Origin of the sequence: Adlercreutzia sp. ZJ242, assembly GCF_011038995.1 — a bacterium.
GTDB lineage: Bacteria > Actinomycetota > Coriobacteriia > Coriobacteriales > Eggerthellaceae > CAAEEV01.
Genome location: NZ_JAAKEE010000014.1, coordinates 1 through 24,068, shown reverse-complemented (window position 1 = coordinate 24,068; position 24,068 = coordinate 1). Strand labels below are relative to the sequence as shown.

At 66.9% G+C, this 24,068-nt stretch carries 25 protein-coding genes and 1 tRNA gene; 4 read left to right on the top strand and 22 right to left on the bottom strand.

Translation table 11 applies throughout. From position 1 onward, the window contains the following. Nucleotides 1-4: 4 nt before the first annotated feature. The 4 genes from dsrM to G7Y49_RS05045 form a co-directional block, all read right to left on the bottom strand. Nucleotides 5-994, bottom strand: coding sequence for a sulfate reduction electron transfer complex DsrMKJOP subunit DsrM (dsrM, locus tag G7Y49_RS05060; RefSeq protein WP_165171718.1), 990 nt, complete (start codon nucleotides 992-994; stop codon nucleotides 5-7). Beyond that, a complete protein-coding gene (locus G7Y49_RS05055) occupies nucleotides 991-1,356 on the bottom strand; it encodes a hypothetical protein (RefSeq protein WP_165171716.1) in 366 nt (121 codons plus the stop codon). Before G7Y49_RS05055 ends, dsrM begins: the two co-directional genes overlap by 4 nt. A gap of 229 nt (nucleotides 1,357-1,585) precedes the next feature. Next, a complete protein-coding gene (locus G7Y49_RS05050; protein ID WP_165056485.1) occupies nucleotides 1,586-1,807 on the bottom strand; it encodes a hypothetical protein in 222 nt (73 codons plus the stop codon). 166 nt (nucleotides 1,808-1,973) lie between these two features. Continuing rightward, entirely contained in the window at nucleotides 1,974-2,312 is a 339-nt protein-coding gene (locus tag G7Y49_RS05045; protein ID WP_165171714.1) for a CGGC domain-containing protein, read from the bottom strand. Between the two features lie 181 nt (nucleotides 2,313-2,493). Here G7Y49_RS05045 and G7Y49_RS05040 point away from each other — a divergent pair, with 181 nt between their 5' ends. Next, nucleotides 2,494-3,168 carry a bifunctional precorrin-2 dehydrogenase/sirohydrochlorin ferrochelatase gene (locus tag G7Y49_RS05040; protein ID WP_165171712.1) on the top strand — a complete coding sequence of 225 codons (675 nt, stop codon included), beginning with the start codon at nucleotides 2,494-2,496 and terminating at the stop codon, nucleotides 3,166-3,168. Here the strand turns inward: G7Y49_RS05040 and G7Y49_RS05035 are convergent. From G7Y49_RS05035 to G7Y49_RS04975, 13 genes are all read right to left on the bottom strand, one after another. Next, nucleotides 3,161-3,661, bottom strand: a complete 501-nt coding sequence (locus G7Y49_RS05035; RefSeq protein WP_165171710.1) for a DVU0298 family protein — start codon at nucleotides 3,659-3,661, stop codon at nucleotides 3,161-3,163. The two genes, G7Y49_RS05040 and G7Y49_RS05035, sit on opposite strands and share 8 nt — an antisense overlap. 178 nt (nucleotides 3,662-3,839) lie before the next feature. Then, entirely contained in the window at nucleotides 3,840-4,211 is a 372-nt protein-coding gene (locus G7Y49_RS05030; RefSeq protein ID WP_165171708.1) for a hypothetical protein, read from the bottom strand. 5 nt (nucleotides 4,212-4,216) lie between these two features. Further along, nucleotides 4,217-5,566, bottom strand: coding sequence for a YeiH family protein (locus G7Y49_RS05025; RefSeq protein ID WP_165171706.1), 1,350 nt, complete (start codon nucleotides 5,564-5,566; stop codon nucleotides 4,217-4,219). Nucleotides 5,567-5,656: 90 nt separating this feature from the next. After that, entirely contained in the window at nucleotides 5,657-6,706 is a 1,050-nt protein-coding gene (gene dsrB / locus G7Y49_RS05020) for a dissimilatory-type sulfite reductase subunit beta (RefSeq protein WP_216662633.1), read from the bottom strand. 64 nt (nucleotides 6,707-6,770) lie between these two features. After that, nucleotides 6,771-7,991 carry a dissimilatory-type sulfite reductase subunit alpha gene (gene dsrA, locus G7Y49_RS05015; protein ID WP_165171702.1) on the bottom strand — a complete coding sequence of 407 codons (1,221 nt, stop codon included), beginning with the start codon at nucleotides 7,989-7,991 and terminating at the stop codon, nucleotides 6,771-6,773. A gap of 34 nt (nucleotides 7,992-8,025) precedes the next feature. Then, nucleotides 8,026-8,214, bottom strand: a complete 189-nt coding sequence (locus G7Y49_RS05010; protein ID WP_165171700.1) for an ATP-binding protein — start codon at nucleotides 8,212-8,214, stop codon at nucleotides 8,026-8,028. Between the two features lie 367 nt (nucleotides 8,215-8,581). After that, a complete protein-coding gene (gene hemL / locus G7Y49_RS05005) occupies nucleotides 8,582-9,904 on the bottom strand; it encodes a glutamate-1-semialdehyde 2,1-aminomutase (RefSeq protein WP_165171698.1) in 1,323 nt (440 codons plus the stop codon). Next, nucleotides 9,904-10,884 (bottom strand): porphobilinogen synthase, encoded by a 981-nt coding sequence (hemB, locus tag G7Y49_RS05000; protein WP_165171696.1) that lies wholly within the window; start codon nucleotides 10,882-10,884, stop codon nucleotides 9,904-9,906. Before hemB ends, hemL begins: the two co-directional genes overlap by 1 nt. Beyond that, nucleotides 10,881-12,407 carry a uroporphyrinogen-III C-methyltransferase gene (cobA, locus tag G7Y49_RS04995; protein WP_165171694.1) on the bottom strand — a complete coding sequence of 509 codons (1,527 nt, stop codon included), beginning with the start codon at nucleotides 12,405-12,407 and terminating at the stop codon, nucleotides 10,881-10,883. Before cobA ends, hemB begins: the two co-directional genes overlap by 4 nt. Nucleotides 12,408-12,420: 13 nt before the next feature. After that, a complete protein-coding gene (gene hemC / locus G7Y49_RS04990; protein WP_165171692.1) occupies nucleotides 12,421-13,338 on the bottom strand; it encodes a hydroxymethylbilane synthase in 918 nt (305 codons plus the stop codon). Further along, nucleotides 13,335-14,717, bottom strand: a complete 1,383-nt coding sequence (gene hemA, locus G7Y49_RS04985; RefSeq protein WP_165171690.1) for a glutamyl-tRNA reductase — start codon at nucleotides 14,715-14,717, stop codon at nucleotides 13,335-13,337. The genes hemC and hemA overlap by 4 nt, the downstream gene beginning before the upstream one ends. 154 nt (nucleotides 14,718-14,871) lie before the next feature. Continuing rightward, nucleotides 14,872-16,479: a (Fe-S)-binding protein gene (locus tag G7Y49_RS04980; protein WP_165171688.1), complete on the bottom strand. Its 1,608-nt coding sequence runs from the start codon at nucleotides 16,477-16,479 to the stop codon at nucleotides 14,872-14,874. Nucleotides 16,480-16,482: 3 nt separating this feature from the next. After that, the gene (locus tag G7Y49_RS04975) at nucleotides 16,483-17,352 is read right to left on the bottom strand and encodes a respiratory nitrate reductase subunit gamma (protein ID WP_165171686.1); all 870 of its coding nucleotides are present in this window, start codon (nucleotides 17,350-17,352) and stop codon (nucleotides 16,483-16,485) included. A 335-nt stretch (nucleotides 17,353-17,687) separates the two neighbouring features. Here G7Y49_RS04975 and G7Y49_RS04970 point away from each other — a divergent pair, with 335 nt between their 5' ends. Continuing rightward, nucleotides 17,688-18,623 (top strand): LysR family transcriptional regulator, encoded by a 936-nt coding sequence (locus G7Y49_RS04970; RefSeq protein WP_165171684.1) that lies wholly within the window; start codon nucleotides 17,688-17,690, stop codon nucleotides 18,621-18,623. Nucleotides 18,624-18,698: 75 nt separating this feature from the next. Here the strand turns inward: G7Y49_RS04970 and G7Y49_RS04965 are convergent. The 5 genes from G7Y49_RS04965 to G7Y49_RS04945 form a co-directional block, all read right to left on the bottom strand. Beyond that, nucleotides 18,699-18,775 (bottom strand) — tRNA-Pro (locus tag G7Y49_RS04965). A gap of 127 nt (nucleotides 18,776-18,902) precedes the next feature. After that, nucleotides 18,903-19,322: an amino acid-binding protein gene (locus G7Y49_RS04960; protein WP_165171682.1), complete on the bottom strand. Its 420-nt coding sequence runs from the start codon at nucleotides 19,320-19,322 to the stop codon at nucleotides 18,903-18,905. Next, a complete protein-coding gene (locus G7Y49_RS04955; protein ID WP_370519595.1) occupies nucleotides 19,322-20,632 on the bottom strand; it encodes a phenylacetate--CoA ligase family protein in 1,311 nt (436 codons plus the stop codon). The genes G7Y49_RS04960 and G7Y49_RS04955 overlap by 1 nt, the downstream gene beginning before the upstream one ends. A 209-nt stretch (nucleotides 20,633-20,841) precedes the next feature. Next, the gene (locus G7Y49_RS04950; RefSeq protein WP_241157268.1) at nucleotides 20,842-21,876 is read right to left on the bottom strand and encodes a sensor histidine kinase KdpD; all 1,035 of its coding nucleotides are present in this window, start codon (nucleotides 21,874-21,876) and stop codon (nucleotides 20,842-20,844) included. Between the two features lies 1 nt (nucleotide 21,877). After that, nucleotides 21,878-22,555, bottom strand: coding sequence for a response regulator transcription factor (locus tag G7Y49_RS04945; protein ID WP_165171680.1), 678 nt, complete (start codon nucleotides 22,553-22,555; stop codon nucleotides 21,878-21,880). A 278-nt stretch (nucleotides 22,556-22,833) separates the two neighbouring features. On the opposite strand from G7Y49_RS04945, the gene G7Y49_RS04940 reads away from it, so the two are divergent. Both G7Y49_RS04940 and G7Y49_RS04935 read left to right on the top strand, forming a co-directional pair. Then, nucleotides 22,834-23,022, top strand: coding sequence for a hypothetical protein (locus G7Y49_RS04940; RefSeq protein ID WP_165171678.1), 189 nt, complete (start codon nucleotides 22,834-22,836; stop codon nucleotides 23,020-23,022). A gap of 141 nt (nucleotides 23,023-23,163) precedes the next feature. After that, the gene (locus tag G7Y49_RS04935; protein ID WP_165171676.1) at nucleotides 23,164-23,991 is read left to right on the top strand and encodes an ATP-binding protein; all 828 of its coding nucleotides are present in this window, start codon (nucleotides 23,164-23,166) and stop codon (nucleotides 23,989-23,991) included. The last annotated feature ends 77 nt before the right edge of the window (nucleotides 23,992-24,068 follow it).

Below are 24,068 nucleotides of genomic sequence, written 5' to 3'. Positions count from 1 at the left end.
GCGATCACTCCGAATCCAACGGTAGTCCGACTTTCCTCATCTTCTCGCCGAAGTCCTGCTCGTACTCGGCGTAGGTGTGAACCTTCACGTCGTAGTTCCACGGGTTGACGTGACGCACCATGCGGCTGTTGTTCGCCAGGTTGCGCGTGGGGCTGAAGAACACGCCGGGCGCGTGCATGAGCTTGCTCCAGGGGAAGTAGACGATGAGCGCGCACACTAGGAAGAGGTGCACGAACAGAAGCGGCTCGATGCCCTCGGGCGCCACCGGGGAGAACGACACGAGCCCCATGGCCACCTCCTTGACGCCCGTCACATCGACGCGCACGCCGTAGCGCAGCACGATGCCCGTGAGCGCGATGCCCAGAAGCAGGAAGAGCGGGAAGTAGTCGATGCTCAGGGACACGAAGCGGATGCGCGGCAGCACGACGCGCCGCAAGAACAGGAAGGTGAGCGCGCCCACGATGACCACGTCGGTGATGTAGAGCAGCGGGATGCCTATCTGCAGCACGCTGTCTGCGCCCTCGATCACGCCGATGAACTCCGGCACGGGGTCGAGGAACAGGCGGAAGTGGCGCACCACGATGATGAGCATCGACCAGTGGAACGCCAGCGCGCCGAGCCACAGCCACTTCGCCGAGCCGTAGCCGAGCTTCTCGCCGCGCTTCTCCGCCTTGCTGTTGCGGAAGAGCGAGCGGAAGAACAGCACCTCGAGCAGCATCCTGCCCACCACGCCCGCATAGGACGACGGGTTGTCGAGCTTGGCCTGCCTCACCCACGGCAGGCTCTTCTGCTGCCCGCAGGTCGTCGTGATGCGGAACGGCACGGCCGAGGCGCCCCACCGCATGACGCGGATGGCGAACCCCACGACGAACAGGGCGAACGCCGCGTACGGGATGATGACGCCAAACAGCAGGTTCAGGTGGAGGAAGGCGGTTGAGGCCCAGGCGAGAAGCGCCAGCGCCACGACCAGAAGGAAGGGGGCCAGTATCCTCATGCGATCCCTTTCTCGCGCTCGAGGTTGTCCAAGTGGCGTTGCAGCATCTTCGTCTCGCGCCTCACCTCGTCGAGCCTGAGGCGGTTGAGGTCCTCGCGGCAACGCAGGTAGCAGTCCACGCTGTGCAGGAAGGCCAGCTCCGCGCGCTCGGCGGCGCGCACGCTGAGCGCCTCCGGGGCCTCATGCGCCCGCAGCCACGCAAGCACGCGGGGCTTCAAGTCATACAGCGGTTTGAGCACGCTCGAAGGTTTGTCGTCTTGAAGCGCCTTGACGCGGCACAGGTCCTCGACCGACGTCGGGACGCCTGCCGCGTCATCGTCTGAGAGCAGCCAGACGGCGACGTCGTCCGCCGCCTGGCGCATGCGAAAGCCCGTGGGGTTGTCATACCGACCCGCGCTTGCGGTCGCAACGCCCCTTGAAGCGGCAGGGTCAAGCAACGCGAGCAGCTCGTCTGCGAGCTGCGCTGCGCATTCCTGACCCGAACCGAAAGACCCAAAAGGATCGAAAGACACCGTCATCCCCTGCCCCCGCACGCCCGGGGCCGAAGCCCCGCGCTCCCCGACTCGTATGCCGACCTGTGCGCCTGCGCGCCTACTCGGGCGGCGCGACCTTGCCCTTGAGGGCGATGAACGTCGTGGTGATGTAGAGGTACTCGACCTTGTCCTCGAAGGCAAGCTCCTTGACCGCGAGGTCAACGGCGCCCTTCGGCTCGCCGATCGCCTTGGCGATGTCCTTGCTCTTCGCCTTCTCGACCGTGTCCAGGTACGCGAGGACCTTCTCTTTGACCAGAGGATTGGCAGGACCCTTATCCATGGTTACGCTCCCCTCTCGCTGTGCGCGAAGCCTGCTTGACGTGCGTTTTACACGCCTTACATCTGATTTAATCATGCGGTCGAAACCGTGTAAAATACTATGAATTCATCCCGTCATAAAATAAGGCAATAGCTAGATTACATCCATCTGACCTGGTGTTATGCGCTCACCAGGCGTGGCTGTGCTCGAGGATGCGCACACCCTCGTCGAGGTTGCCGTCCGTGAACGATATCATCCTCTTCGCGAAGGGGCAGGGGTACCCGATCGGCGTGCCCTTCGTGATACACGAGGCGAACACGATGGTGTCGGCGCCGCGCGCGACCAGGTCCCGCGCGCGGAAGACCGCCTTCTTGCCCGGGCAGCCGCCGCAGGTGGTGAACCCCACGATCTCGACGTCCTCCTCGACGCCGGAGAACGCGCCGGTGCGCAGGCGGATCGCCTCGAAGCACTTCGTTCCCGGGCAGGCGTCCTCGGTCTGCCTGCAGCGGATGATGCCGACCTTCATGCGGCCCTCCTTCGCCGTGATGTGCGGGTTTACCCCAGTATGCTGAGAGGGCGCGCGCCCTGTAAAATACAAAGTTCGCATCGCGCGATCAAATATCCCGATGCCCCTTGGAAACCCCCTGATGAGGGGTGGGTGCTACAATCAGCGCGCAGCGATCCCGCGCAAGCGAAGGGAGCTTTCCATGCCACGCCTCTACCCCGTCATGCTCGTCCTCGAAGGCAAGCGCGCGCTCGTGGTGGGCGGCGGGGCAGTCGCCCAGCGCAAGGTCGAGGGGCTCCTCGCCTGCGACGCGCAGGTGCGCGTCGTGGCGCCCGAGGTCACCGACGGCCTGCGGGCGCTGGCGGAAGGCGGGGCCTGCGCCTGGTGCGCGCGCGCCTTCGAGGAGGCCGACCTCGCTGCCGCCGACATCGTGTTCGCCGCGACCGACGACGAGCAGGTGAACCGCCGCGTGTTCGAGGAGGCCGCCCGCGCCCACCTCATGGTGAACGTCGCCGACCGCCCCGAGCTCTGCACGTTCTTCCTCCCCTCGGTCATGCGCAAGGGAAGGCTCTCCGTGTCGGTGTCGACCGAGGGTGCGAGCCCCCTGCTCGCACGGCGGCTGCGCGAGAGGATCGAAGAGCGCCTGAGCGACGCCTACGCGCCCTACGTCGACCTGCTCGCGAGCAGGCGCGACGTCATCAACGCCACGGTAGCGGAGCAGGCGCGCATGGGCTTCTGGGAGAAGGCCACCGACGGGCGCGCGCTCGCGCTCGTGGAGGCAGGCGACCTCGCCGGCGCGGCCGCGCTCATCGACGCGCTCATCGCGCGCTACCAGGTTGAAGGCGGAGGCGCGGACAGCTCGCCCGACCTCACGTGAAGCCGCCGCGTCCTTCCCCCTGCCCGCGCACGGCGGCGGCGAGGCGGGCGATCTCCTCCTCGCGCCCCCGCACCAGCTCGGGCGCCGCGCGCTCCACCATCGCGCAGCCTTCAAGCAGGCTCGGCTGGAACGTGGGCTCGTCGACGGCCGCCTCGAACGCGTACGAGAAGAACGCGCCGTAGGCCGCAGGGTTGCCCGCGATGATCGCGCAGATGATCTCAGGCGCCGACCAGGCGACGTTCGCCCCCTCCTCGTTCATCGCCCAGACATGCCGCCGCATCGTCTCGCGGAAGAACTCCTCGACGCCAGCGGAGCGACGCGCGCAGAGGTGCTCGAAGCAGCGTATCGCCGCGGCGTGCTCGTCGCTGCCGGGGGCGTAGGTGAGGCGCGTCAGGAAGCGCCGCACGCGGTCTGCGTCAACGTCGAACAGCTGCACGAGCCCGTCGAAGTCCTCGCGCACCGCCAGCGCGCGCACCTCGTCCTTAGTGAACATGCCGCCTCCTTCAAGTCTCGTTCGCGTCTCGCTCGCGGCCGGATTCGCCCTGCACCTTAAACCAGCCTGCGCCCGCACGCGGCGCGCAACGAGGCTGGGCGCCCCACCCCTGGCAGGCAGACGCAGGCGCAGCCCCCGACCCGGAAGGCTGCGCCTGCGAAAACCGATGAGCAGCGAGCTAGATCATGCCCCACTTGCGCGTGTACTCGCTGTAGAGCTGGAAGTCGTCCTCAGTGACCCCCGCCTCCTTGAGCTGAGGCAGGATCTCCTCGTAGGCCAGGGTGACCGTCTCCATGAAGACGCCGTCCTTGCGCATGGTGACCTTCCAGTCATCATGGATGGCGAGGAGCGCCTCCATGGCGCGGGCGCTCTGGGAGATGCGCTCGCTCGTGTAGGAGGCGAGGTCGCGAAGCATATCAGGCGTGGCTTCGGCTTTCTTGATCGTCTTCCACGGGGACTTCTCCCCGCGTCGCCACTCCCCCGCCTCGAAGAACGGGAGAAAGAAGCAGGCGGCTTGTATGCAGGTTTCCCTGACCTTTTGCTCAGACATGGCTCTTACATCCCCACGGCCGTCCAGTAGTCGTTCAGGAACACCGTCGAGAACAAGAAGCCGAGGACGACGTTCACGCCCACGCCGATGGTGAACGCGGCGAAGGGCTTCCAGCCGGTGGCGGCAAGCGCCTTAAAGCGCGTGGTCAGGCCGATGCACAGGAAGCAGAACACGAACGCCCAGCCGCGCAGGTTCTTGATGGCCTTGAGGGCGTCGGAGTCGACCAGGGCGGCGAAGTCGGGGGAAGCCGTCGCCAGGACGATGGTGACGATGATCGACGCGACGAAGAAGCCGATGACGAACTTCGGGAAGCGCTCCCAGATGACGCCCGCGCCCGGCTTCTGGACGGTGCCGTCAGAGGACTTCTTGCGCTCCCACACGGTGACGGAGATGATGGCGAGCAGGAAGGCCCACACGCCGACGAAGATGTCGCGGCCGACGACCTTCATGAGGGTGAAGGTGGTCGTGGCGCCGTCGCCGAACTGGGCCGCGGCGGCGATGCCCGCGGCGTCGGCGAACTCAGAGGTGCCGATCCAGGCGCCGGCGGCGCCGTCAGACAGGCCGAGCAGGCGGCAGATCACGGGAAGCAGGAACACCATGATGGTGGCCCAGATGACGACCATCGAGATGGCGATGGAGACGTGCTCCTTCTTGGCGTTGACCGACGAGCCGATGGCGATGGACGCCGACACGCCGCAGATCGAGCCGCCGGCGCCGAGCGTGGCGCCGAAGGGCTTCTCGAGGCCGAACAGCTTGGTGGCGGCGAAGTAGATCACCAAAAACGTGGTGACGGCGATGACCGTGGCCTGGAACAGGGCGACCGGGCCAGACTCCAAGATCAGCGTGAACGGCAGCGTTGCGCCCATAAGGACAATGCCGACCTTCACGTAGAACTCAGTGCGCATCGCAGACTCGAACCAGTCCGGGATCTTCACGAAGTTGCCGATGATCATGCCCACGATGAGCGCCATCACGGGAGCCTCGAGGTTCAGCGTCTTGGCCGTGTTCCACGCGCCGAGGATCTGGACGATGACGGCCATCACGAACAGGAGCGTGAAGCCCGCGAGGAACTTGCCGACGTTGTAGCGCATGACCTTCGCGGCGATCGAGAAGATGGCGGCCAGCGTGATGTAGAGGAACAGCATCTTAGGCAGAAGCGACGCGACCATCCCCGGCACGGCCGCGAAGCTGTCGTAGCTCTTGAACGACACGGTGATGGTCCCGAGGGACTGCCCCACCGCGCACAGGATGAGCGCGACGATGACCAGGCCCAAGCCGATCCAGACGGCCCACCAGTCTTCCTTCAGGTAAAGACTCTGCAAGCCTCCGCCGTTCGTTTTCGTGTTTTCAACCATTTGTTCACCCCTCCTTAAGGATGAATGGGTTTTGGTCCCGCGTGGCCCTGCCGCCGCGATCGCAGCGGCAGGGCAGACCTCTTCAAGCAGCTAGAACTTGAACGCAGAGGAGGTTCTGAACGTCTCGCGCGAGAAGATGTAGTCGTCGATAAGCTTGTCGGAGAACGGGATCCCCGAGATCGAGAAGAAGCGCTCCCATCCGATCCTCTCGATCCACTCGCCGAGACGCTCCCCCTTGCGGGCGTTCGAAGCCCACACCTCGACGATGTGGCGCACGGCTTCGGTGACTTCCGGCCAGCGCGGCGGGTTGTTCGGCAAGAACGGGATGACCATGCGCGAGAAGCTCGGGTCGGTTCGCGCCGTGGACACCTTGCCGCCGACCATGATGGCCAGGCCGTCGTTCTCGGCATCCATGATGTGCATGCCGGGGGACATGGTGTAGCAGTTGCCGCAGTACATGCAGCGCTCGTCCACCACCGAGACGCTCTTGATCTTCGGATCCGGGCGGATGGCGCCCGTCGGGCAGCACGCCACGAGGCTCGGGATCTCGGAGGTCTTGCGCACCGTGTCGTGGTCGATGCGCGGGACGGTGCGGTGGATGGCGACGATGGAGATGTCGCTGCAGTGAGCCGCGCCGCACATGTTCAGGCAGCACGCCATGGCGATGTGCAGCTTGTTGGGCAGCTCGTCGGTGACGAAGTACTCGTACAGGTCGTCCATGACCGCCTTCACGATGCCGGAGGCGTCAGACGCGGGCGTATGGCAGTGCACCCAGCCCTGCGTGTGGACGATGTTGCTGAGGGAGTGATGCGTGCCGCCCACGGGGTAGCCGAGCTCCTGGCACCGCTCGATGATGGGCTCGACCTTGCTCTCGTCAGGAGTCAGGAACTCGATGTTGTTGCGGCTCGTGAAGCGCAGATGCCCGTCGCAGAACTCGTCGGCCACGTCGCAGATGTCGCGGATGGCGTCGACGCTCATGAGCCGGGGCTCGCCAGCGCGGACGCTGTAGAGCTCGCCCGCCGGGCCGACGTGCTTGAGCACGCCGGGGCGCACATGCTCGTGGTACTCCCACTTGCCGTAGTTCTCCTTGATGATGTTCGGCAGGTACTGTCGGAAATCCGGAGGCCCGTTGTCGATCATTGCCACTTGGAATCACCTCGCCTTTCTCAATAGCTCGTCATCAGTTCTCAGGTGCGCGCGGCCCTCAGGCCGGCTCGCCCTCTTGCCCTGCAGCCTCCTGCAAGATCTCCTCCTGAGGCCAGAACACGTACGGGTTGGCACGCGGGCGGTAGACCATCTGGGGCACGGCCTCGAGGCCGACGTCGCGCAGGAACTTGCCCATGCCGATGCGGTAGACCGTCTCGCCGATGCGCTCGCGCGTCTTGCCGTTCTCGTCCCACCAGTCCCAGATGCGGTTGACGAGGTCCTTGAACTCGTCGTAGGGAGCCTCCATCTTCATGAAGGGAACGAGCACCCAGGACATGAACGCCGACTTGACGATGGTCGACTTCGCGCCGAGCAGGATGGTAGCGCCCTTCTCCTTGCCCTGCTTGACCGCGCGGCCCATGACGTTGACGCAGTGCATGCAGCGCGTGCACTCGTCAGCGTTCACGGTGAGCTCGCCGGTCTCCTGGTCGTAGCGCAAGCAGCGGGTCGGGCACTTCTCGACGACCGCCTCGCGGATGGGAAGGCCGCCCTCGGCGTACCTCTTCACCTCGTCCTGGTCGATGGTGAGGGCGTCGCGCCAGGTGCCGATGACCGAGATGTCGGCGCGGGCCGCCGCGGCGACGCAGTCGTTGGCGCAGCCGGACATCTTGATCTTGGACTTGTACGGCCACATCGGGCGGTGAAGCTCGTCCTGGAACTCGTTGGTGATGTCGTAGCACATGTCAAGCGTGTCGTAGCAGGCGTACTCGCAGCGGCCGGGTCCCACGCAGCAGCTCGGCGAGCGCAGGTCGGAGCCCGATCCGCCCAGGTCGTAGCCAGCCTCGGAGAGCTCGTCGAACGTGGGCTGGAGCTCCTCGGTCTTGGTGCCGAGGAAGATGAGGTCGCCGGTGGAGCCGTGCACGTTGGTGATGCCGGAGCCGTGGCGCTCCCAGATGTCGCACAGCTCGCGCAGGGCGTCGGTGTCGTAGAACCAGCCGCTCGGCGCCGCGATGCGCATCGTGTGGAACTCGCTCACGTTCGGGAACTCCTCGGGCAGGTCGGTGTAGCGCCCGACGACGCCGCCGCCGTAGCCCTTCACGCCCACGATGCCGCCGTGCTTCCAATGGCCGATCTTGTCGTGGTAGGAGCGCTCGAGCAGGCCGAGCAGATCGGCGCTCATCTCGCTCTTCTCAGCAGCGCGCTTGATCTCCGTCACGAAGCTTGGCCACGGACCGCTTTCCAGCTCGTCCAGTTGGGGGGTCTTGCTGCTTTCAGTCATAATCCCTCCTTTTGCTTCAGTCAAAACTGCGGAACTACATTTCCATGATGGTTATCGCGCCGCTCGGACACACCGAGATGCACGCCTCGCACCCCATGCACTCCGCCTCGTCGCCAGCCACATACGCGTGCTCGCCGTTGAAGGCGAGGATGTGGGCTGGACACCCGTCGGCACACGAGTCGCAGCCAGTGCATGCCTCCTCGTCAATTGACACAATGAACATCGGTTACACCCCCTTCCCCTGCTCGGTTTTCGCCGTTTACCAGCACGTCTACAAAACGCGGCTTCACGACAGGTTCTATTTGACCACTAACCTCCTCGCCGCGAAAATACTTTGACTTGATCGGGGGATAGCCTGAGCCTATATCAGGTTGTTTTCCCAGCTCAAACAGCGTTTTTCGGGTCCTTGCGAGAGCTTGCCATAGCAAAAACGAATCGTGCGGAAACTGACGTCAAGACGGCGTGCGAGACGCGGGCTGACGCGCGCGGGCAGGGGCGCAGGCGCCCGCGCGGGCGCGGCTTCGGCGCACGGGCGAGGCGCGTGCTGGCGCGCTGCGCGAGCGCCCGCGCCGCCTGAGGCCGCAGGCCTGCTAGAGGCGCGCGAACGCGCGGCGGGCCGCCTCGGCGGTGGCGTCGACGTCGGCGCGCGTGTGGGCGGCTGACATGAACAAGGACTCGAACTGGCTCGGGGCCAGATACACCCCGTCGCGGCGCAGGTCGGCGTAGAAGCGCGCGAAACGCGCCGTGTCGGAGCGCGTCGCCGACGCGAAGTCGACGACGGGACCCTCGGTGAAGAAGAGCGAGAACATGCCGCCGACCGCGTTCACGCTCACCGGCACGCCCGCCGCGCGCGCGGCGTCCTCGAGGCTGCGCGCGAGGGCTTGCGTGAGCTCGAAGACGCGCTCGTAGACGCCCGGCTCGCGCAGAAGGCCGAGCGTGGCGAGGCCCGCCGCCGTGGCGAGCGGGTTGCCCGAGAGCGTCCCCGCCTGGTAGACCGGCCCGAGCGGCGCGAGCTGCTCCATGATCGCGCGCCTTCCGCCGAAGGCCGCCAGGGGAAGCCCGCCGCCGATGATCTTGCCGAGGCACGTGAGGTCGCCCTCGACGCCGAAGCGCTCCTGCGCCCCGCCGCGCCCCACGCGGAAGCCCGTCATGACCTCGTCGACCACGAGCAGGCTCCCGTAGGCGTCGCAGAGCCTCCGCAGGCCCGGAAGGAACTCCTCATGAGGGAGCACCACGCCCATGTTGCCTGCGACGGGCTCGACGATCACGCAGGCAATCTGCTCGCCGTAGCGCTCGAAGAGCGCGTGCGTGCCCTCGAGGTCGTTGTAGCGCGCGACGAGCGTGCCTGCCGCGACGCCCTCCGCTATGCCAGCTGAGGTGGGCACGCCGAGCGTCAGCGCGCCGCTGCCCGCCTTGACGAGGAGCGCGTCGACGTGCCCGTGGTAGCAGCCCTCGAACTTCAGCACCATGTCGCGCCCCGTCACGCCGCGCGCGAGGCGCAGGGCGCTCATGGTCGCCTCGGTGCCCGAGCTCACGAAGCGGATCATCTCGAGCGCGGGCATCGCGTCTCTGACCTCACATGCGAGCTGCGTCTCGGCCTCGGTCGGCGCGCCGAAGCTCGTGCCGCGGCGTGCGGCCTCGCACACCGCGCGCACGACGCGCGGATGCGCGTGGCCCATGATGAGCGGGCCCCACGATCCCACGTAGTCGATGTAGCGGCTCCCGTCGACGTCCCACAGATACGCGCCCTCGCCGCGCTCGATGAACAGCGGGTCGGCGCCCACGGCGCGCGCCGCGCGCACGGGCGAGTCGACGCCGCCCGGGATGACCTCGCACGCCTGCGCGAAGGCCCGCGCGCTTCCGCTGGCTGGCGAGCCCGGGGCCGCGGCGCGCCCGCCGTCCGGCCGGCGCATCAGAGCGCCTCCTCGCGCAGCCAGCGCGCGGCGTCGAGCGCGTGGTAGGTGATGATCATGTCGGCGCCCGCGCGCTTCATGCCCACGAGCAGCTCGGTGACCACGCGCCGCTCGTCGAGCCAGCCCGCGAGCGCGGCTGCCTTCACCATCGCGTACTCCCCGCTCACGTTGTAGGCGACGACGGGCAGCTGCGAGGCGAGGCGCGCGCGCCACATGATGTCGCCGAACGCCAGCGCCGGCTTGACGATGATCATGTCGGCGCCCTCGTCCACGTCGGCGCGGATCTCGCGCAGGGCCTCGTCGCCGTTGGCGGGGTCCATCTGGTAGGTCTTGCGGTCGCCGTGCTGCGGCGCCGAGCCCGCCGCGTCGCGGAAGGGGCCGTAGAACCCCGAGGCGTACTTGGCGGCGTAGGACATGATGGCCACGCGCTCGAAGCCGGCGCCGTCGAGGGCCGTGCGCAGGGCGGCCACGCGCCCGTCCATCATGTCGGACGGCGCGACGATGTCGGCGCCCGCGCGCGCCTGCGACACGGCGGTCCGCGCGAGGAGCTCGACGGTGGGGTCGTTCTCGACGATGCCGTCGCGCACCACGCCGCAGTGGCCGTGGTCGGTGTACTCGCACAGGCACACGTCGGCGATGACGACGAGGTGGGGATGGCGCTCCTTGATGAGGCGGATGGCCCGCTGCACGATGCCCGCCTCGTCATAGGCGCCGCTTCCGAGCGCGTCCTTGCGCTCGGGGATGCCGAACAGGATGACCGCGGGGATGCCGAGGTCGGTCACCTCGGCGAGGACGGGCTCGAGCCTGTCGAGCGAGTAGCGGCACACGCCGGGCATCGAGGCGACGGGCTCGCAGACGCCCTCGCCCTCGTGCACGAAGAGCGGGTAGATGAGGTCGGTCACCCGCACGTGGTTCTCGCGGACCATCGCGCGCAGGTCGGCCGAGGAGCGCAGGCGGCGGTGGCGCACGGCGAGCTTCATGAGACGCCTCCCAGCTCGCGCTCGGCGAGGCGCGCGAGCGCGGACACGGTGGGCTCGTCCGCCTCGGCGGCGCACGCCATGTCGAGCTCGCGCACCGTCTGCGTGGTGACAGGGCCGATGGAGAGGAGCTTCACGCCCTCGAGCAGGCCGAGCTCGCCCTCGAGCGCATCGCGCAGGTTGCGCGCCGTCGAGGAGCTCGTGAGCATGATCGCGTCGACGCGGCCCGCGCGCAGGGCGCTGACGAGCGCCTCGCGGCTGCTCTCGTCGGGCACGTTGCGGTAGACCGGCGCCTCGGCGACGATGACGCCGCGAGGCGCAAGGCCGTCCTGGATGACGGAGCGCGCGTGCTCGGCGCGCACCACCAGGACGCGCTCGCCGGGGCGCGTCATGTGCTCGAGCAGCGAGAGCAGGCCCTCGGCGCTCCCCTCTTCGGGGACGATGACGCCCTCGGCGCCGCGGGCGGCGAGCGCCTCGGCCGTGGCGGGCCCGACGGCCACGGCGCGCGCGGTGAGCGCGCTCAGGTCGCGCGCGCCCGCATGGGCGGCGAGCGCCTCGGCGAAGTACCGCACGCCGTTCACGCTGCAGAACACCACGTGGTCGAAGGAGGGAAGCTCGTCGAGCGCGCATCTGACGAGCTCGGTGACGCCCGTCGGCTCGAGGCGGATCAGCGGGCGCTCCTCGACCGTCGCGCCGAGCTGCTCGAGCTGCCGCGAGAGCTTCGACGCCTGGCAGCGCGCCCGCGTGACCACCACGTGCTTGCCCGCGAGCGGGCGGGTGGCGCGCCAGGCGAGCTCGGCATGCAGGCGCGCGACCTCGCCGACCACAATGGTGGCGGGGCTTGCGAGCCCGCTTGCCGCGACGTCGGCGCCAAGCGCGCCGAGCGTCGAGGCGACCACGCGCTGCCCCGGCCACGTGCCGCGCTCGACCACCGCCGCGGGCGTGGCGGCGCCCATGCCGCAGCGCATGAGGTTTTCGCAGATCAAGTTGATGTTGCGCATGCCCATGAGGAAGATGAGCGTCCCGCCGATGCGCGCCAGGCCCTCCCAGTCAACCGCCGAGGCGAGCTTGTCGGGCGCCTCGTGCCCCGTCACCACCGTGAACGTCGACGACATGCCGCGGTGCGTCACGGGGATGCCGGCGTAGGCCGGCGAGGCGACGGCCGCCGTCACGCCCGGCACCACCGCATACGGGACGTCTGCCGCACGCAGCGCGAGCGCCTCCTCGCCGCCGCGCCCGAACACGAACGGATCGCCGCCCTTGAGGCGCACGACGAGCTTGCCGGCGCGCGCGTGCTCGAGCAGAAGCGCGTTGATCTCGTCCTGGGAGAGCGTGTGTCGCTCGGGCGTCTTGCCCACGTACACGCGCTCGCAGCCCGCCGGCGCCATCGCCACGAGCTCGCGCGCCACGAGGCGGTCGTACACGAGCACCTCCGCGCGCTCCACCCACTGCCTGCCCGCAAGCGTCATGAGGCCCGGATCCCCCGGACCTGCGCCGACGAGCACCACCTTGCCGCATTCCGGCATGCAGCCCACCTCCTCACATCGCGCGCACGTCGCGCATGATCTCGTCTGCGCCGCGCCGAAGCGCCGCGCGCGCCGCCTGAGCGCCCACGTCCTCGGGGTCGGGCCCCGAGACGCTCACGCGCACGCAGCGCTCTCCGTCAAGGCCGAACACGGCCGCGTCGAGCGTGATCGCGCCGCGCGCGCAGGTCGCGTGCGCGCCGAGCGGCGTCTGGCACCCTCCCTCAAGCGCTCCGAGGAACGCGCGCTCGGCCCGCGCGGCGCGCTCGCTCGCCTCGTGGTTCACGCAGCGCAGGACCTCGAGCACCTCGGGGCGGTCCTCGGCGCACTCGACGGCGATCACGCCCTGCCCCGGCGCGGGGAGCATGACGTCGAAGGGAAACGCCTCGGTGACGCGGTCCTGCCACCCGAGGCGCTCAACGCCTGCGGCCGCGAGCACGATGCCCGCGGCATGCCCCTCCTGCAGCTTGCGCCAGCGCGTGTTGAGGTTCCCGCGCAGCTCGACGCAGGCGAGGTCGGGGCGCAGGCGCTTGATCTGCGCCGTCCGCCGCAGGCTCGACGTGCCGACGCGCGCGCCCTCAGGAAGGCGCGCGAGCGGCGTGCCGTCACGGCTGAGGAACACGTCGTGCGCGTCGGCGCGGCTGCCGTAGGCGCCGATGCGCAGGCCGGCGGGAAGCACGGTCGGCAGGTCCTTCAGGCTGTGCACGGCGACGTCGACCTCGCGCGCGAGGAGCGCCTGCTCGATCTCGACCGTGAAGAACCCCTTGTCCGCCACCGAGGGCAGAGGCGTCGCCAAATCGAGGTCGCCCTTGGTGTCGAGCGTGACAACCTCCACCTCAAGCTGCGGAAACGAGCGCTCGACCTGGGCCTTCACCCACTCAGTCTGCCAGAGCGCGAGCTGGCTTCTCCGCGTGCCCACCTTGAGCGTCCTCATCGCACGACCTCGCTCCCCTTACGCGCAGCCTCGCTCTCCTGGCGCGCGGCCCCGCCTTCCCAACACGCGGCCGCCGTGCCGTCCGGCAGTACCTCGGGCGGGAAGCCGAACAGCTCCTGCAGCACGCCGGCGCACTCGCGCGCCCGCGGCGTACCCGCACGGGCGTTGAGCGCCTCGACGGGGCCGCGCACGATCTGGTCGACGATCGTCGTCGCCAGGACGTCCACGGCGTGCCGCTGCGAGGAGGAGAGCCCCTTGAGCTTGTCGGCAGCCGCCTCGAGGCGCTCGGCCTTGACGCCGTCGGCATAGCGGCGCAGCGCCGCGATCACGGGCACGAGCTCGAGCGCGCTGATCCAGCGCGTGAAGTCGGCGAGCTCCTCGTCGATGAGCGCCCGCGCGCCCGCCGCCGCCTGCATGCGCTCGAACAGGCCGCGCTCGGCCGCGTCGCGCAGCTCGTTGATGTTGTGGAGCGACACGCCGGGCAGGTTGGCGACCGCCGGCTCGACGTCGCGGGGAATGGCCATGTCCACGAGGAGCAGGGGCCGCGCCGGACGCGCGGCCATGACGCGGCGCACCATGTCCTCGGTTACGAGGCACGTCTTCGCCGAGGTGGCGGAGAACACCACGTCGGCCTTGGCCAGGCACGATTCCACCTCGTCGAGAGGATGGGCGGTGAAGCCGTGCGCGCAGGCGAGCTCGCGGGCGCGCGCGAGCGACCGGTTCGCCACCATGACGACGGGGAACTTGTGCGCCGCCAGGTACTTCGCCGTGAGCTCGCTCATCTCGCCCGCGCCGAGGACGAGCGCGCGCTTGTCATGCACGTCGCCGAACTCCCGCACGGCCAAGTCGACCGCGATGCGCCCCACCGAGACCGAGAAGCTGCCGAGCAGCGTCTGGGAGCGCGCCCTCTTGCCCAGGTGCAGCGCGCGCTGGAACCACGCGTTGCACAGCTTGTCCGTCGCCTTCGCCTCGCATGACGCCTGGTAGGCGCGCGACACCTGCCCGAGTATCTCCGCCTCGCCCACGATGAGCGAGTCGAGGCCGGACACCACCTCGAACAGGTGGCGGTAGGCCGCCTCGTCGGCGTACGAGTAGAGCGCGCCGAGCAGACGCGCCCGCGCCTCTTCGCTGCCGCCGGCGCAGCGCTCGACCAGGTAGCGCCTGATGCCCTCGGCGGCGTCGAGGCCGTCGGGGCAGGTGGCGTAGATCTCGAAGCGGTTGCAGGTGCTCAAGACGACGACGCCGCCCGCGCCGCAGGCGCGCTTGACGTCGAGCGCGGTCCGCTGCACCGCGGAATGGTGCACGCTGAGCCGCTCGAGCAGGTCGATGGGCGCGCTCTTGATGTTCGCCCCGACAACCACACCGCGCGTTGACTCCATGCCGACACCCCTTCCTCCTCGTCATCTGACCCCAGCCTGGCCTTGCCGCCCGCGCCGCAGGCGGTGCTGCAGGGGATGCTCGCGCCCACCGCGCGCCCGCTCCGCAGGCATCCCGCGGACGCGCCCGCGCCCCTGCGCGCCCGCGCCGCTGGCGCTACAGGAACTCCAGATAGGGCTGCTCCATGCTCACCAGGGCGTTCACCATGAGCTCGACCAGCCCGGTGTAGTGCACGTTGTACTTCGCCGTGACCTTGTACGCCTTCAGGATGTCGCGGATCGTGCCCTTGCAGTTCGAGCAGGGCGCGCACACGCACTTGAGCACGCTCGGGTCGGAGAACTCGTCCCCGAAGGCGTTGATGATCTGCTCGAGCTTCTTGCGCGCGCTCACCTTGTCGCGGAAGTCGCCGAAGTTGTAGGAGTTCATGATGGCGAACCCGCTGCCGCCGCCGCAGCAGTAGTTGTCGACGCCGTGCGGCGTCATCTCGCGGAACTGCGGCGCGATCGCGCGCAGGATCTCGCGCTGGGGCTGCACGATGCCCATCTGGCGCACCATGTTGCACGGGTCGTGCAGCGTTATGGGGAAGTCGTTCTTCGACGGGTCGAACGCGAGCCTGCCCTCGCGCACGAGCTGCGCCATGAGCGGCAGGAAGCTCTCCACGGGGACCTTGTCCTCGCTCGCCGCCATGCGGTCGGCCGCCACGCCGATGGCCTTGTGCGCGTGCCCGCACTCGCCCACCACGATGCGCTTCACGCCGAGCTTCTTCGCCACCTCGAACTGCGCGAGCGCCACCTTCTTCGCCTGCACGTCGTCGTACCAGATGCCGTAGTTCACGCCGTCGTACCCCATGAGCTCGGAGCTGAGCGTCCAGCTCACGCCCGCCTCGTCGAGCAGGATGGCGAAGGCCGCCGGGTTGTCCGGCCACGCGATGAACTCGCCGGCGTTGTGGAGGAGCAGCACGTCGGCGCCCTCCTTGTCGATGGGGAACTTCACGGCGCGGCCCGTGCGCTCCTCGATGTCCTCCTCGATGAACTCGATGGTGTCGAGCAGCGCCGGGCGCGTGAGGCCCGTCGTCGAGCCCACCTCGAGCTGCAGGACCGTGCCCTTCTTGTGCACGGGCGTCGGCGCGATGCCGAGCTCCTGCGAGAAGAGCTTGCGGATCTCCTTCGCGGCCAGGCCGTTGTCGAGCCCGAGCGGGCAGGCCTGCGCGCAGCGGCGGCACAGGTTGCAGCGGTACGCCATCTCGCCGAGGCGCGCGATGGACTCCCAGCTCACGTCCACGTCGGCACCCACGAAACCGCCGAGCAGCTTGCCCGAGGGGGTGAAGTGCCTCTTGTACATGCGCCGCAGCACGTCAACGCGGTAGCTCGGGCGGTAGATCTCGTCGCCGTTGCTCGCCTGGAAGATGTGGCACGCCTCCGAGCAGGTGTTGCACTTCGCGCAGAACTCGGTGACGAGCTGCAGGGGCTGCAGGGCCCCCTTGTTGGCGTCCTGGAAGAGCTTCTCCAGGCCGACGAGGAACTTCTCGACGAACTCGTCTTCCTCCTCCTGCGTCTCGGGGCGCTTGAGCGTGTCGAGCGCGATGAAGCCGTCGAGCGACGCGCAATGCTCCTCCGCCCACCCGGGCTTGAGCTCCTTGAACTTCGGCTCAAGCCCGTTTGCGTCATAGGGGGAAGGAAGGGTCATGAGATCGTCGACGGGAGAGAGGACGTCGACGTCTCGGGAGATGTCGCTGGCTTTGAGGTGCTTGGTGTTCACGGACATGGGCTACTCCTCCGATGCGCTGGGGTCGGTCTGCGTGGGGCGGGTGTGCGGGGCCGACCACGCGGTCTGCGCGGGCGCGGCGGCCGCGGCGCGCATGTTGCGCTCGACCTTGCTCCCGGGAAGGTTGGGGTCGTTGTCCCAGAGGACCCGGTGGAACGAGAAGAACTTCCCCGCGTAGTGCCCCATCTTGCTCACGGGGATGTAGACCATCATGATGCCGAGGAGCACGAAGTGGACCATCACCAGGACGGGAAGCTCGACGACGCTCAACGTGAGCACCTGCGCGGCGACGTCGTAGACGTTCGCGCCGGTCGTCCACGAGGCGATGCCCGTGGCGAGCACGGCGAGGATCAGCACGAGGTTGAAGTAGTCCGCCGGCGCCATGTACACGCGGGAGGCCTCGTCCGTCAGGCGGCGCACGAGCAGGAGCACGGTGCCGACGGTGGCGAACGCGAACCCGAGCTCGCCGATGACGTTGATGACGGCGATCACGAAGTCAGCGCGCACGAACGCGCCGAGGATGAGCAGCACCGACCAGCCGAACAGGATGTAGACGCCCGCGTGGAACAGAAACGAGGCCCACCACAGGGAGCGCTGGCGCTCGAAGAGCGTCTTGATGAAGAACATCTCCTTCATGATCTCGACGACCTCGGTGGAAAGGCTCGTGGTGCGCTCCTTCGCCCACCACTCGCTCTCCTCGAAGTACGAGCCGCCGTAGCGCACCTTGTCCGCCCCTTCCTTGGGGACGGGATACAAGTCGAAGCGGCCGTGGGTGGAGAGCCTTGAGTACTTCCAGAACTTGAGCGCGCTGAGCACGAGGAAGCCTGCGAGCGCTGCGAGGAGAAGAACCGAAACGAGCGTAGCACCATCCATGTGAACCCCCTTCTCGAACTTTGGCGCAGTCGGACCGACCAGCTCGTACCAAAGTTTTGCAATCCCAACGCTAAAGCACGTTAAAGGGGTTGTAAAATGGGAATATGCAATCGAGCAATAGCTTATTTCAATCGCTCGATAAGTTATTCCCAGCTATACACTTCGCCCGCTATGAACTATTTTAATGGCGGCACGTAAACGAGATGTAAGCGAAACGTAAGCGCAAGACGACTGAGATTCGAGCCCGGCGCGCGACACCGATGAGATCGTTTGGGCCGTTCGCGCGTTCGACCCGTCTTCCTCCCCCGCCAAGTAGCGAAGGGAAAGGGGTTATCGTGAGTTCTCTGGAGCAGTTCATCGTGTTCAAAGAGGTCGCCGAGACAGGAAACATCACGCAGGCCGCGCGGCACCTGCACATCAGCCAGCCGAGCGTCAGCATCCAGCTCCAGAACCTGGAGAAGGAGTACGGCGCGTGCTTCTTCGAGCGAACCAACCGCGGCGTCACGCTCACCGAGTTCGGGCGGGTCTTCTACAAGAGCATCGTCCACGTCATCCAGACGATGAACGAGACGAAGGAGACCATCCTGTCTCTGACGGAGAACCAGAGCAGCTGCATCCACGTCGGCGCCACGCTCACGATCGGCGAGTACCTGCTGTCGCACATCATGTCGATCAAGACGCCGCAGGGCAAGCCGCCCCTGCGCTTCAACGTGCTGGTGGCGAACACGCTCATGATCTCGCGCTCCATCCTTGACAAGAAGTTCAACATCGGGCTGGTGGAGGGGCCGGTCCCCTACGACGAGAACCTCGTCATCGAGCAGTTCTGGAGCGACGAGCTCGTCATCGCGGTGCCGATCGACCACCCGTGGAGCAAGCGGATCGAGGTGTCGTTCGAGGAGCTCAAGAGCGAGAACCTCATCCTGCGGGAAGTGGGCTCGGGCACGCGCAAGGTGATGGAGATGGCCATGGCGAAAAACGGCCTCGACGCCGACGAGCTCACCGTCGTCGCCGAGCTCAGCAGCATCCAGGCCATCAAGGACACCGTCATGGCGGGGCTCGGCGTCACCGTCATCTCGGCGCTCGCCGTGCAGGAGGAGTGCCGCCACAAGCGCCTCTCGATGCTGAAGCTGCGCGACTGCCCGCTCGAGCGGCCGCTGAACATCCTCACGAACTGCAAGAGCATCCTCACGAGCGACGAGGAGTGGTTCCTCTCGCGCCTCCGCTCGAAGGACACGCTGCGCGCCCTCATCCCCGCCCCGTTCCTGCCGTGAGGCGAGGGGGCTGCTCAACTTGGCTGCAAAACGAAAGCAGGTCAGAAGGCGAACCTTCTGACCTGCTGATTTAGCTGGTCGGGTTGACAGGATTTGAACCTGCGACCCCTTGACCCCCAGTCAAGTGCGCTACCAAACTGCGCCACAACCCGTTGATTGCCCGAGCTTCAAAAACCGCTTCCGCTCAAGCAGCTCATCTATAATAGCGCTACTCGCCCACGCGTTCAAGGAAAATTTTCCCAAAGCGGAAAATTTCACGCGATCGCAGCGAGCGCGCGCTTAGGCGGCGTAGAGGTCACCGGGGTGCAGGACCTTGAAGCCCGCCTCGTCGAGCGCGCCCATGACGGACTCGGGAGCCTTGAGCGCCAGCGTCGCCACGCCGTTCGCGCCGATGAAGCAGTAGCTGTACTCGATGTTCACGCCCAGCTTGTCGAGCGCGGCGAACACGCCGGCCAGGCCGCCTGGAACGTGCGGCACCTCGACGGCAACCACCTTCGCGAGGCTCGCCGTGAAGCGCGCCTGGGAGAGCGCCTCGATGGCGCCCTTGGGGTTGTCGCAGATGATGCGCACGATGCCGTAGTCGGTGGTGTCGGCGAGCACGAGCGAGTGCATCTGGATGCCGGCGTCGCCCAGCGTGCGGCACAGCGCCGTCAGGCGGCCCTCTTCGTTACCGAGAAAGACGGTGAGCTGATCGATCATTATTTCTCCTCCTCGCTGCGCAGGTCGACGATGCGCACGGCCTTGCCCTCCGAGCGCGTGATGGTGTAGGGCTCGACGACCTTGACCTTGATCTTGGTGGCGAGCTCGTCCTTGAGCGCCTGCTCGAGGCGGCGCTGCAGATCCTCGATCTTGCGGATCTCGTCCATCGGGAAGTCGGGGTTGATCTCGATCTTGAGCGTGGCCACGTCGAGGCTGTTCTCGCGCGTGAGCTCGATCTGGTACCAGTCGGCGATCTCCTCGAAGCCCGTGCACACGTTCTCGATCTGGCTCGGGAACACGTTCACGCCGCGGATGATCATCATGTCGTCCGTGCGGCCGTGCAGGCGGTCGATGCGGCGATGGGTGCGTCCGCAGGCGCACTCGCCCGGGATGATGCGCGTGATGTCCTTGGTGCGGTAGCGGATGACCGGCGTGGCCTCCTTGGTGAGCGTCGTGATGACGAGCTCGCCCCACTCGCCGTCGGGCACCGGCTCGTGCGTCTCGGGGTCGAGGATCTCGATCCAGAAGTGGTCCTCGGCCACGTGCAGGCCCGTCTGCTCCATGCACTCGATGGCCACGCCCGGGCCCATGACCTCGGTCAGGCCGTACACGTCGAGCGCCTTGTAGTCGAGCTTCTCCTCGAGGTTCGCGCGGAACTGGTTCGACCACGCCTCGGCGCCGTGGATGCCGGCCTTCAGGTGGAAGTCCTTCTTGGGGTCGAGGCCCATCTCGATGGCGGTGTCGGCGATGTACATGGCGTAGCTCGGCGTGCAGCAGATGATGGAGGAGCCCATGGACTGCAAGACCTTGATCTGGCGCTTCGTGTTGCCAGCCGACATGGGGATGGTCATGGCGCCGGCGTTCAGGCCGCCGTAGTGCGCGCCGAGGCCGCCCGTGAATAGGCCGTAGCCGTAGCACACGTGCACGATGTCGTTCTCGTCGCCGCCCGCGTAGCCGATGCCGCGCGCGAAGCAGTCACCCCAGACCTTGAGGTCGTTCTCGGTATAGCCGCTCACCGTCGCCACGCCGGTGGTGCCCGAGGACATGTGGATCTCCTTCACCTCGCTCTTCGGCAGCGCGAAGAGGTCGTAGGGATAGGCGTCGCGCATGTCCTGCTTGGTGGTGAAGGGCGCGCGGCGCAGGTCCTCGAAGGTCTCGAGCGCGTAGGGGTCGAAGCCGACGGCGTCGAAGTTCTCCTTGTAGAAGGGGATCTTCTCGTAGCAGTAGACCACGGCTTTCTTGAGCCGCTCAAGCTGGAGCGCCTCGAGCTCCGCTCGGTCCATGTGGGTGATTTCGTCTTGGTAGGCCACTGTAGTCGTTCTCCTTGTCCATGATCTATCTTGGATGTATGCCCCGCCTCCTTGGCAAGGGATTGAGCCTATTATAGGCGCACGAAAGCGCGATGGGACGCATAAGATGGCGCAGATGCGCAAATGGACGCCGTAAGCGCGCCTGCGCTACGAGCCCCGTGGCGCGAGCGCTCTACCACGCGGCCGAGCCACGAGCCCTCCATCACGCGCTACACCACGAGCTTGGGGAAGGTCATCTCGAAGCGGGCGCCCCCGTGCGGCGCGTTCGACGCGCGCAGGGTGCCTCCCTGGGCGCTCACGAGGGCGAGTGCGAGCGAGAGGCCCACGCCGAAGCCCTCGGGAGCGCATGCGGATTCGGATGCGGGGTCGTGCGTCCCGCGGTAGAAGCGCTCGAACACGTGCGGCAGGTCCTCGGGCGCGATGCCGGCGCCCGTGTCCTCCACCACGATGCGCGTGGCGAGGGCGTCTTCGGCAGCGCGCACGAGCACGCGCCCGCCCGCGGGCGTATGCTCCATGCAGTTCTTCACGATGTTCTCAAGCGCCTCGGCGCTCCAGCGCGCATCGCCCTTGAAGCTCGCCTCATAAGGGCAGTCGACCTCGAGGCGCACACCGCGCAGGTCGAGCGCCGCCGCGAGCGGGGACGTCGCGCGCGCCACCACGTCGCCCACGCGCACGGGCGCATGCTCGACCGTGAGCGCCCCCGCGTCGACCTTCGCCATCTTGAGCAGCGATGTCACGAGCCACGCCACGCGGTCGGAGAGCGTCTCCACCTCGCGCACGAGGCGCTTGCGCTCGCGGGCGTCGTCTGCGTGCTCGAAGGCGGGAAGCGTGAGCGCCATGGCCGTGAGCGGCGTTCTGATCTGGTGCGATATGTCGGCCATGGCGTCGGCGAGCGCACGCTTCTCACGCGTGAGCTGCTCGGTCGTGCGCGCGAGACGCGCCACCACCTTGCCGAGCTCGCAGCGCAGCGCCTCCACGTCGCCTTCGCGGCAGCTCGTGAAGTCCACGCTGCGGCCGAAGAGGAGGACGTCGTCGATCTCGGCGGTCAGACGCGCGATCTCGGCATGGCGGCGCGCCGTGAAGGCGGCGAAGAGGAGCGCGCACGCAGCGCCGGCGGCGACGCACCACAGCGCGGCGCTTGCGCCCTCGACGCAGGAGGCTGCGGCGGCGAGGACGGCCGTGGCGGCCAGCATGCACGCCAGCTCGCAGATGACGCGCCGGTTGCGCAGGACGGTCACGATCATGTCACTCCCCCACCTTGTAGCCCAGCCCGCGCACCGTCACCACGAGGCGCGGACGCGCCGGGTCGTCCTCGATCTTCTCGCGCAGGCGCTTCACGTACACGTTAAGCGAGTTGTCGCTCACGTACTCCCCCGCGCTGTCCCAGATGGCGTCGCGCAGCCCCTCGCGCGTGACGAGGCGCCCCTTGTTCTGCGCGAAGTGCAGCAGCAGCCGGTACTCGAGCGCCGAGGGGAACACCTCGACGCCCGCCTTCGTCACCTGGGCCGATGCGGTGTCGATGCACACGTCGCCGAGGCGCAGCACGCTGTCGGCCCCGCGGGCGCGCCGCAGCGCCGCGCGAATGCGCGAGAGCAGCTCACGGGCGCGGAAGGGCTTCGCCACGTAGTCGACCGCGCCCATGTCGAGCCCCGCGACCGTGGAGTACTCGTCGTCCGAGGCGGTGAGGAAGATCACAGGCATCTCGGGCGCGCGCTCGCGCGCGGCGGCGCAGACGGCGAACCCGTTGCCCTGCGGCAGCGACACGTCGAGCAAGGCCAGGTCAAACGCCTCCTCGCTCAGCAGCGCCACCGCCAGGTCCTGCGTTGAGGCCGTATGCGCCTCGTAGCCCTCGGCCTGAAGCAGGCTTGTCAGCGCCCTCACGATGGCATGGTCGTCCTCGACCAGCAGAATCCGCGCTCCCATGGGCAGGTCCTCCCGAAACTTCGCGCCGCGCCGGCGCCCGCCATACAGAATCATCCTACCATCAGGGCCATCCCCCCGCGATTACCGTTTCGTAAGATAACTTTCAGGCAGACGAGGATCGCTCTCGGCAGCCGTCGCATAAAGCCTATCTAAATCATCAAGAGCAGTCCGCCCGTTCATCAGCCACCCCATTCACTAGCGTCTTGGATCAGCATCAGCTCTTGCCACAATCCCTGTGGGAAAATATGTCCACACCGACGAAACGAAAGCAGGTGCCAATGGATCGCTTACAGTCTTTCGAGGCGATGCTCGACGAGATCAAGTCCGACCACGCGTTCAAGCAGGCTGAAATCGAGAAGCTGAAGTCCCAGGGCAGGGAGAGATCCGCAACGTTCAAGCAATACCTGTCTGACAGGCTCTTCTACCAGCGCATGCTCTCCATCTACGAAAAGCATGACCTGCTGTAGCTGTACCTACCATCAAGATCAATCCTCTAGTTGATGAATATTGATTTTTGGCTTAAAATGCTGATTTGAAATTTCGGAAAATAGCTCTATATTGCTATTTGAAATCGCGCATTTTGGCAAAACGCATAAGGGAGACAGCCTATGCTAAAGAGAAAAGCCGCTGACAGGCTCGAGGCATGGCTTGCGAACGACGAGAAGAAAGCCCTGCTCGTTTCCGGGGCAAGGCAGGTCGGCAAGACCTACCTCATCGACGCTTTCGTCGCCGAGCATTTCGAGAACGTCGCAAAGTTCGATCTCGTCGAAGATGCCTCGGTCCAAGCATCATTCTCCCAAGCCACGAGCGCCGACGATCTCTTCCTCCGCATATCCCTGGCGGCGCGTGTGCCCCTCGTCCCAGGAAAGACGGTCGTGTTCATCGACGAGGTGCAAAAGGCGCCGGAAATCATGACCTTCGTGAAGTACCTCGTTAAGAACACGGGCCTGCGCTACGTGCTCTCGGGGTCGCTGCTGGGGATCGCGCTCGAGAACATCAGGTCCCAACCAGTCGGCTACGTACGCGAAGTCGAGATGTTCCCTCTCGACTTCGAGGAGTTCTGCTGGGCGAACGGCGTGAACAGACAAGCTTTCGAAATGCTGTCCGAGTCAATCTCGAAGCAGGAGGAGGTCCCCGGATTTCTCCATGACCAGCTGCTCTCCCTATATCACCGCTACCTCATCGTCGGCGGGATGCCCGCGGCGGTCTCCGCGTTCGTCGGAGGACGGGGAATCGACGCGGTGCGCAGCGAGCAGGCGGACATCCACGCCTTCTACAAGCGCGACATCACGCAGTATGCCCCCAAGGAGCAGCGCCTTGTCATCCAGGACATCTACGATCTCATCCCGAGCGAGATCTCAGCGAGATCCAGGCGCTTCAAGCTTGGTAAGCGTAAAAACAACCGCGTTACCAGAAAACTCCAAGAGGCCACCTAGAAGCCTCTTGGAGTTTTCTACGTCATGGGTAGAATCCTCCAGGAGTTTTCCAATTGGCACTCCGGAATCCTCCAAAA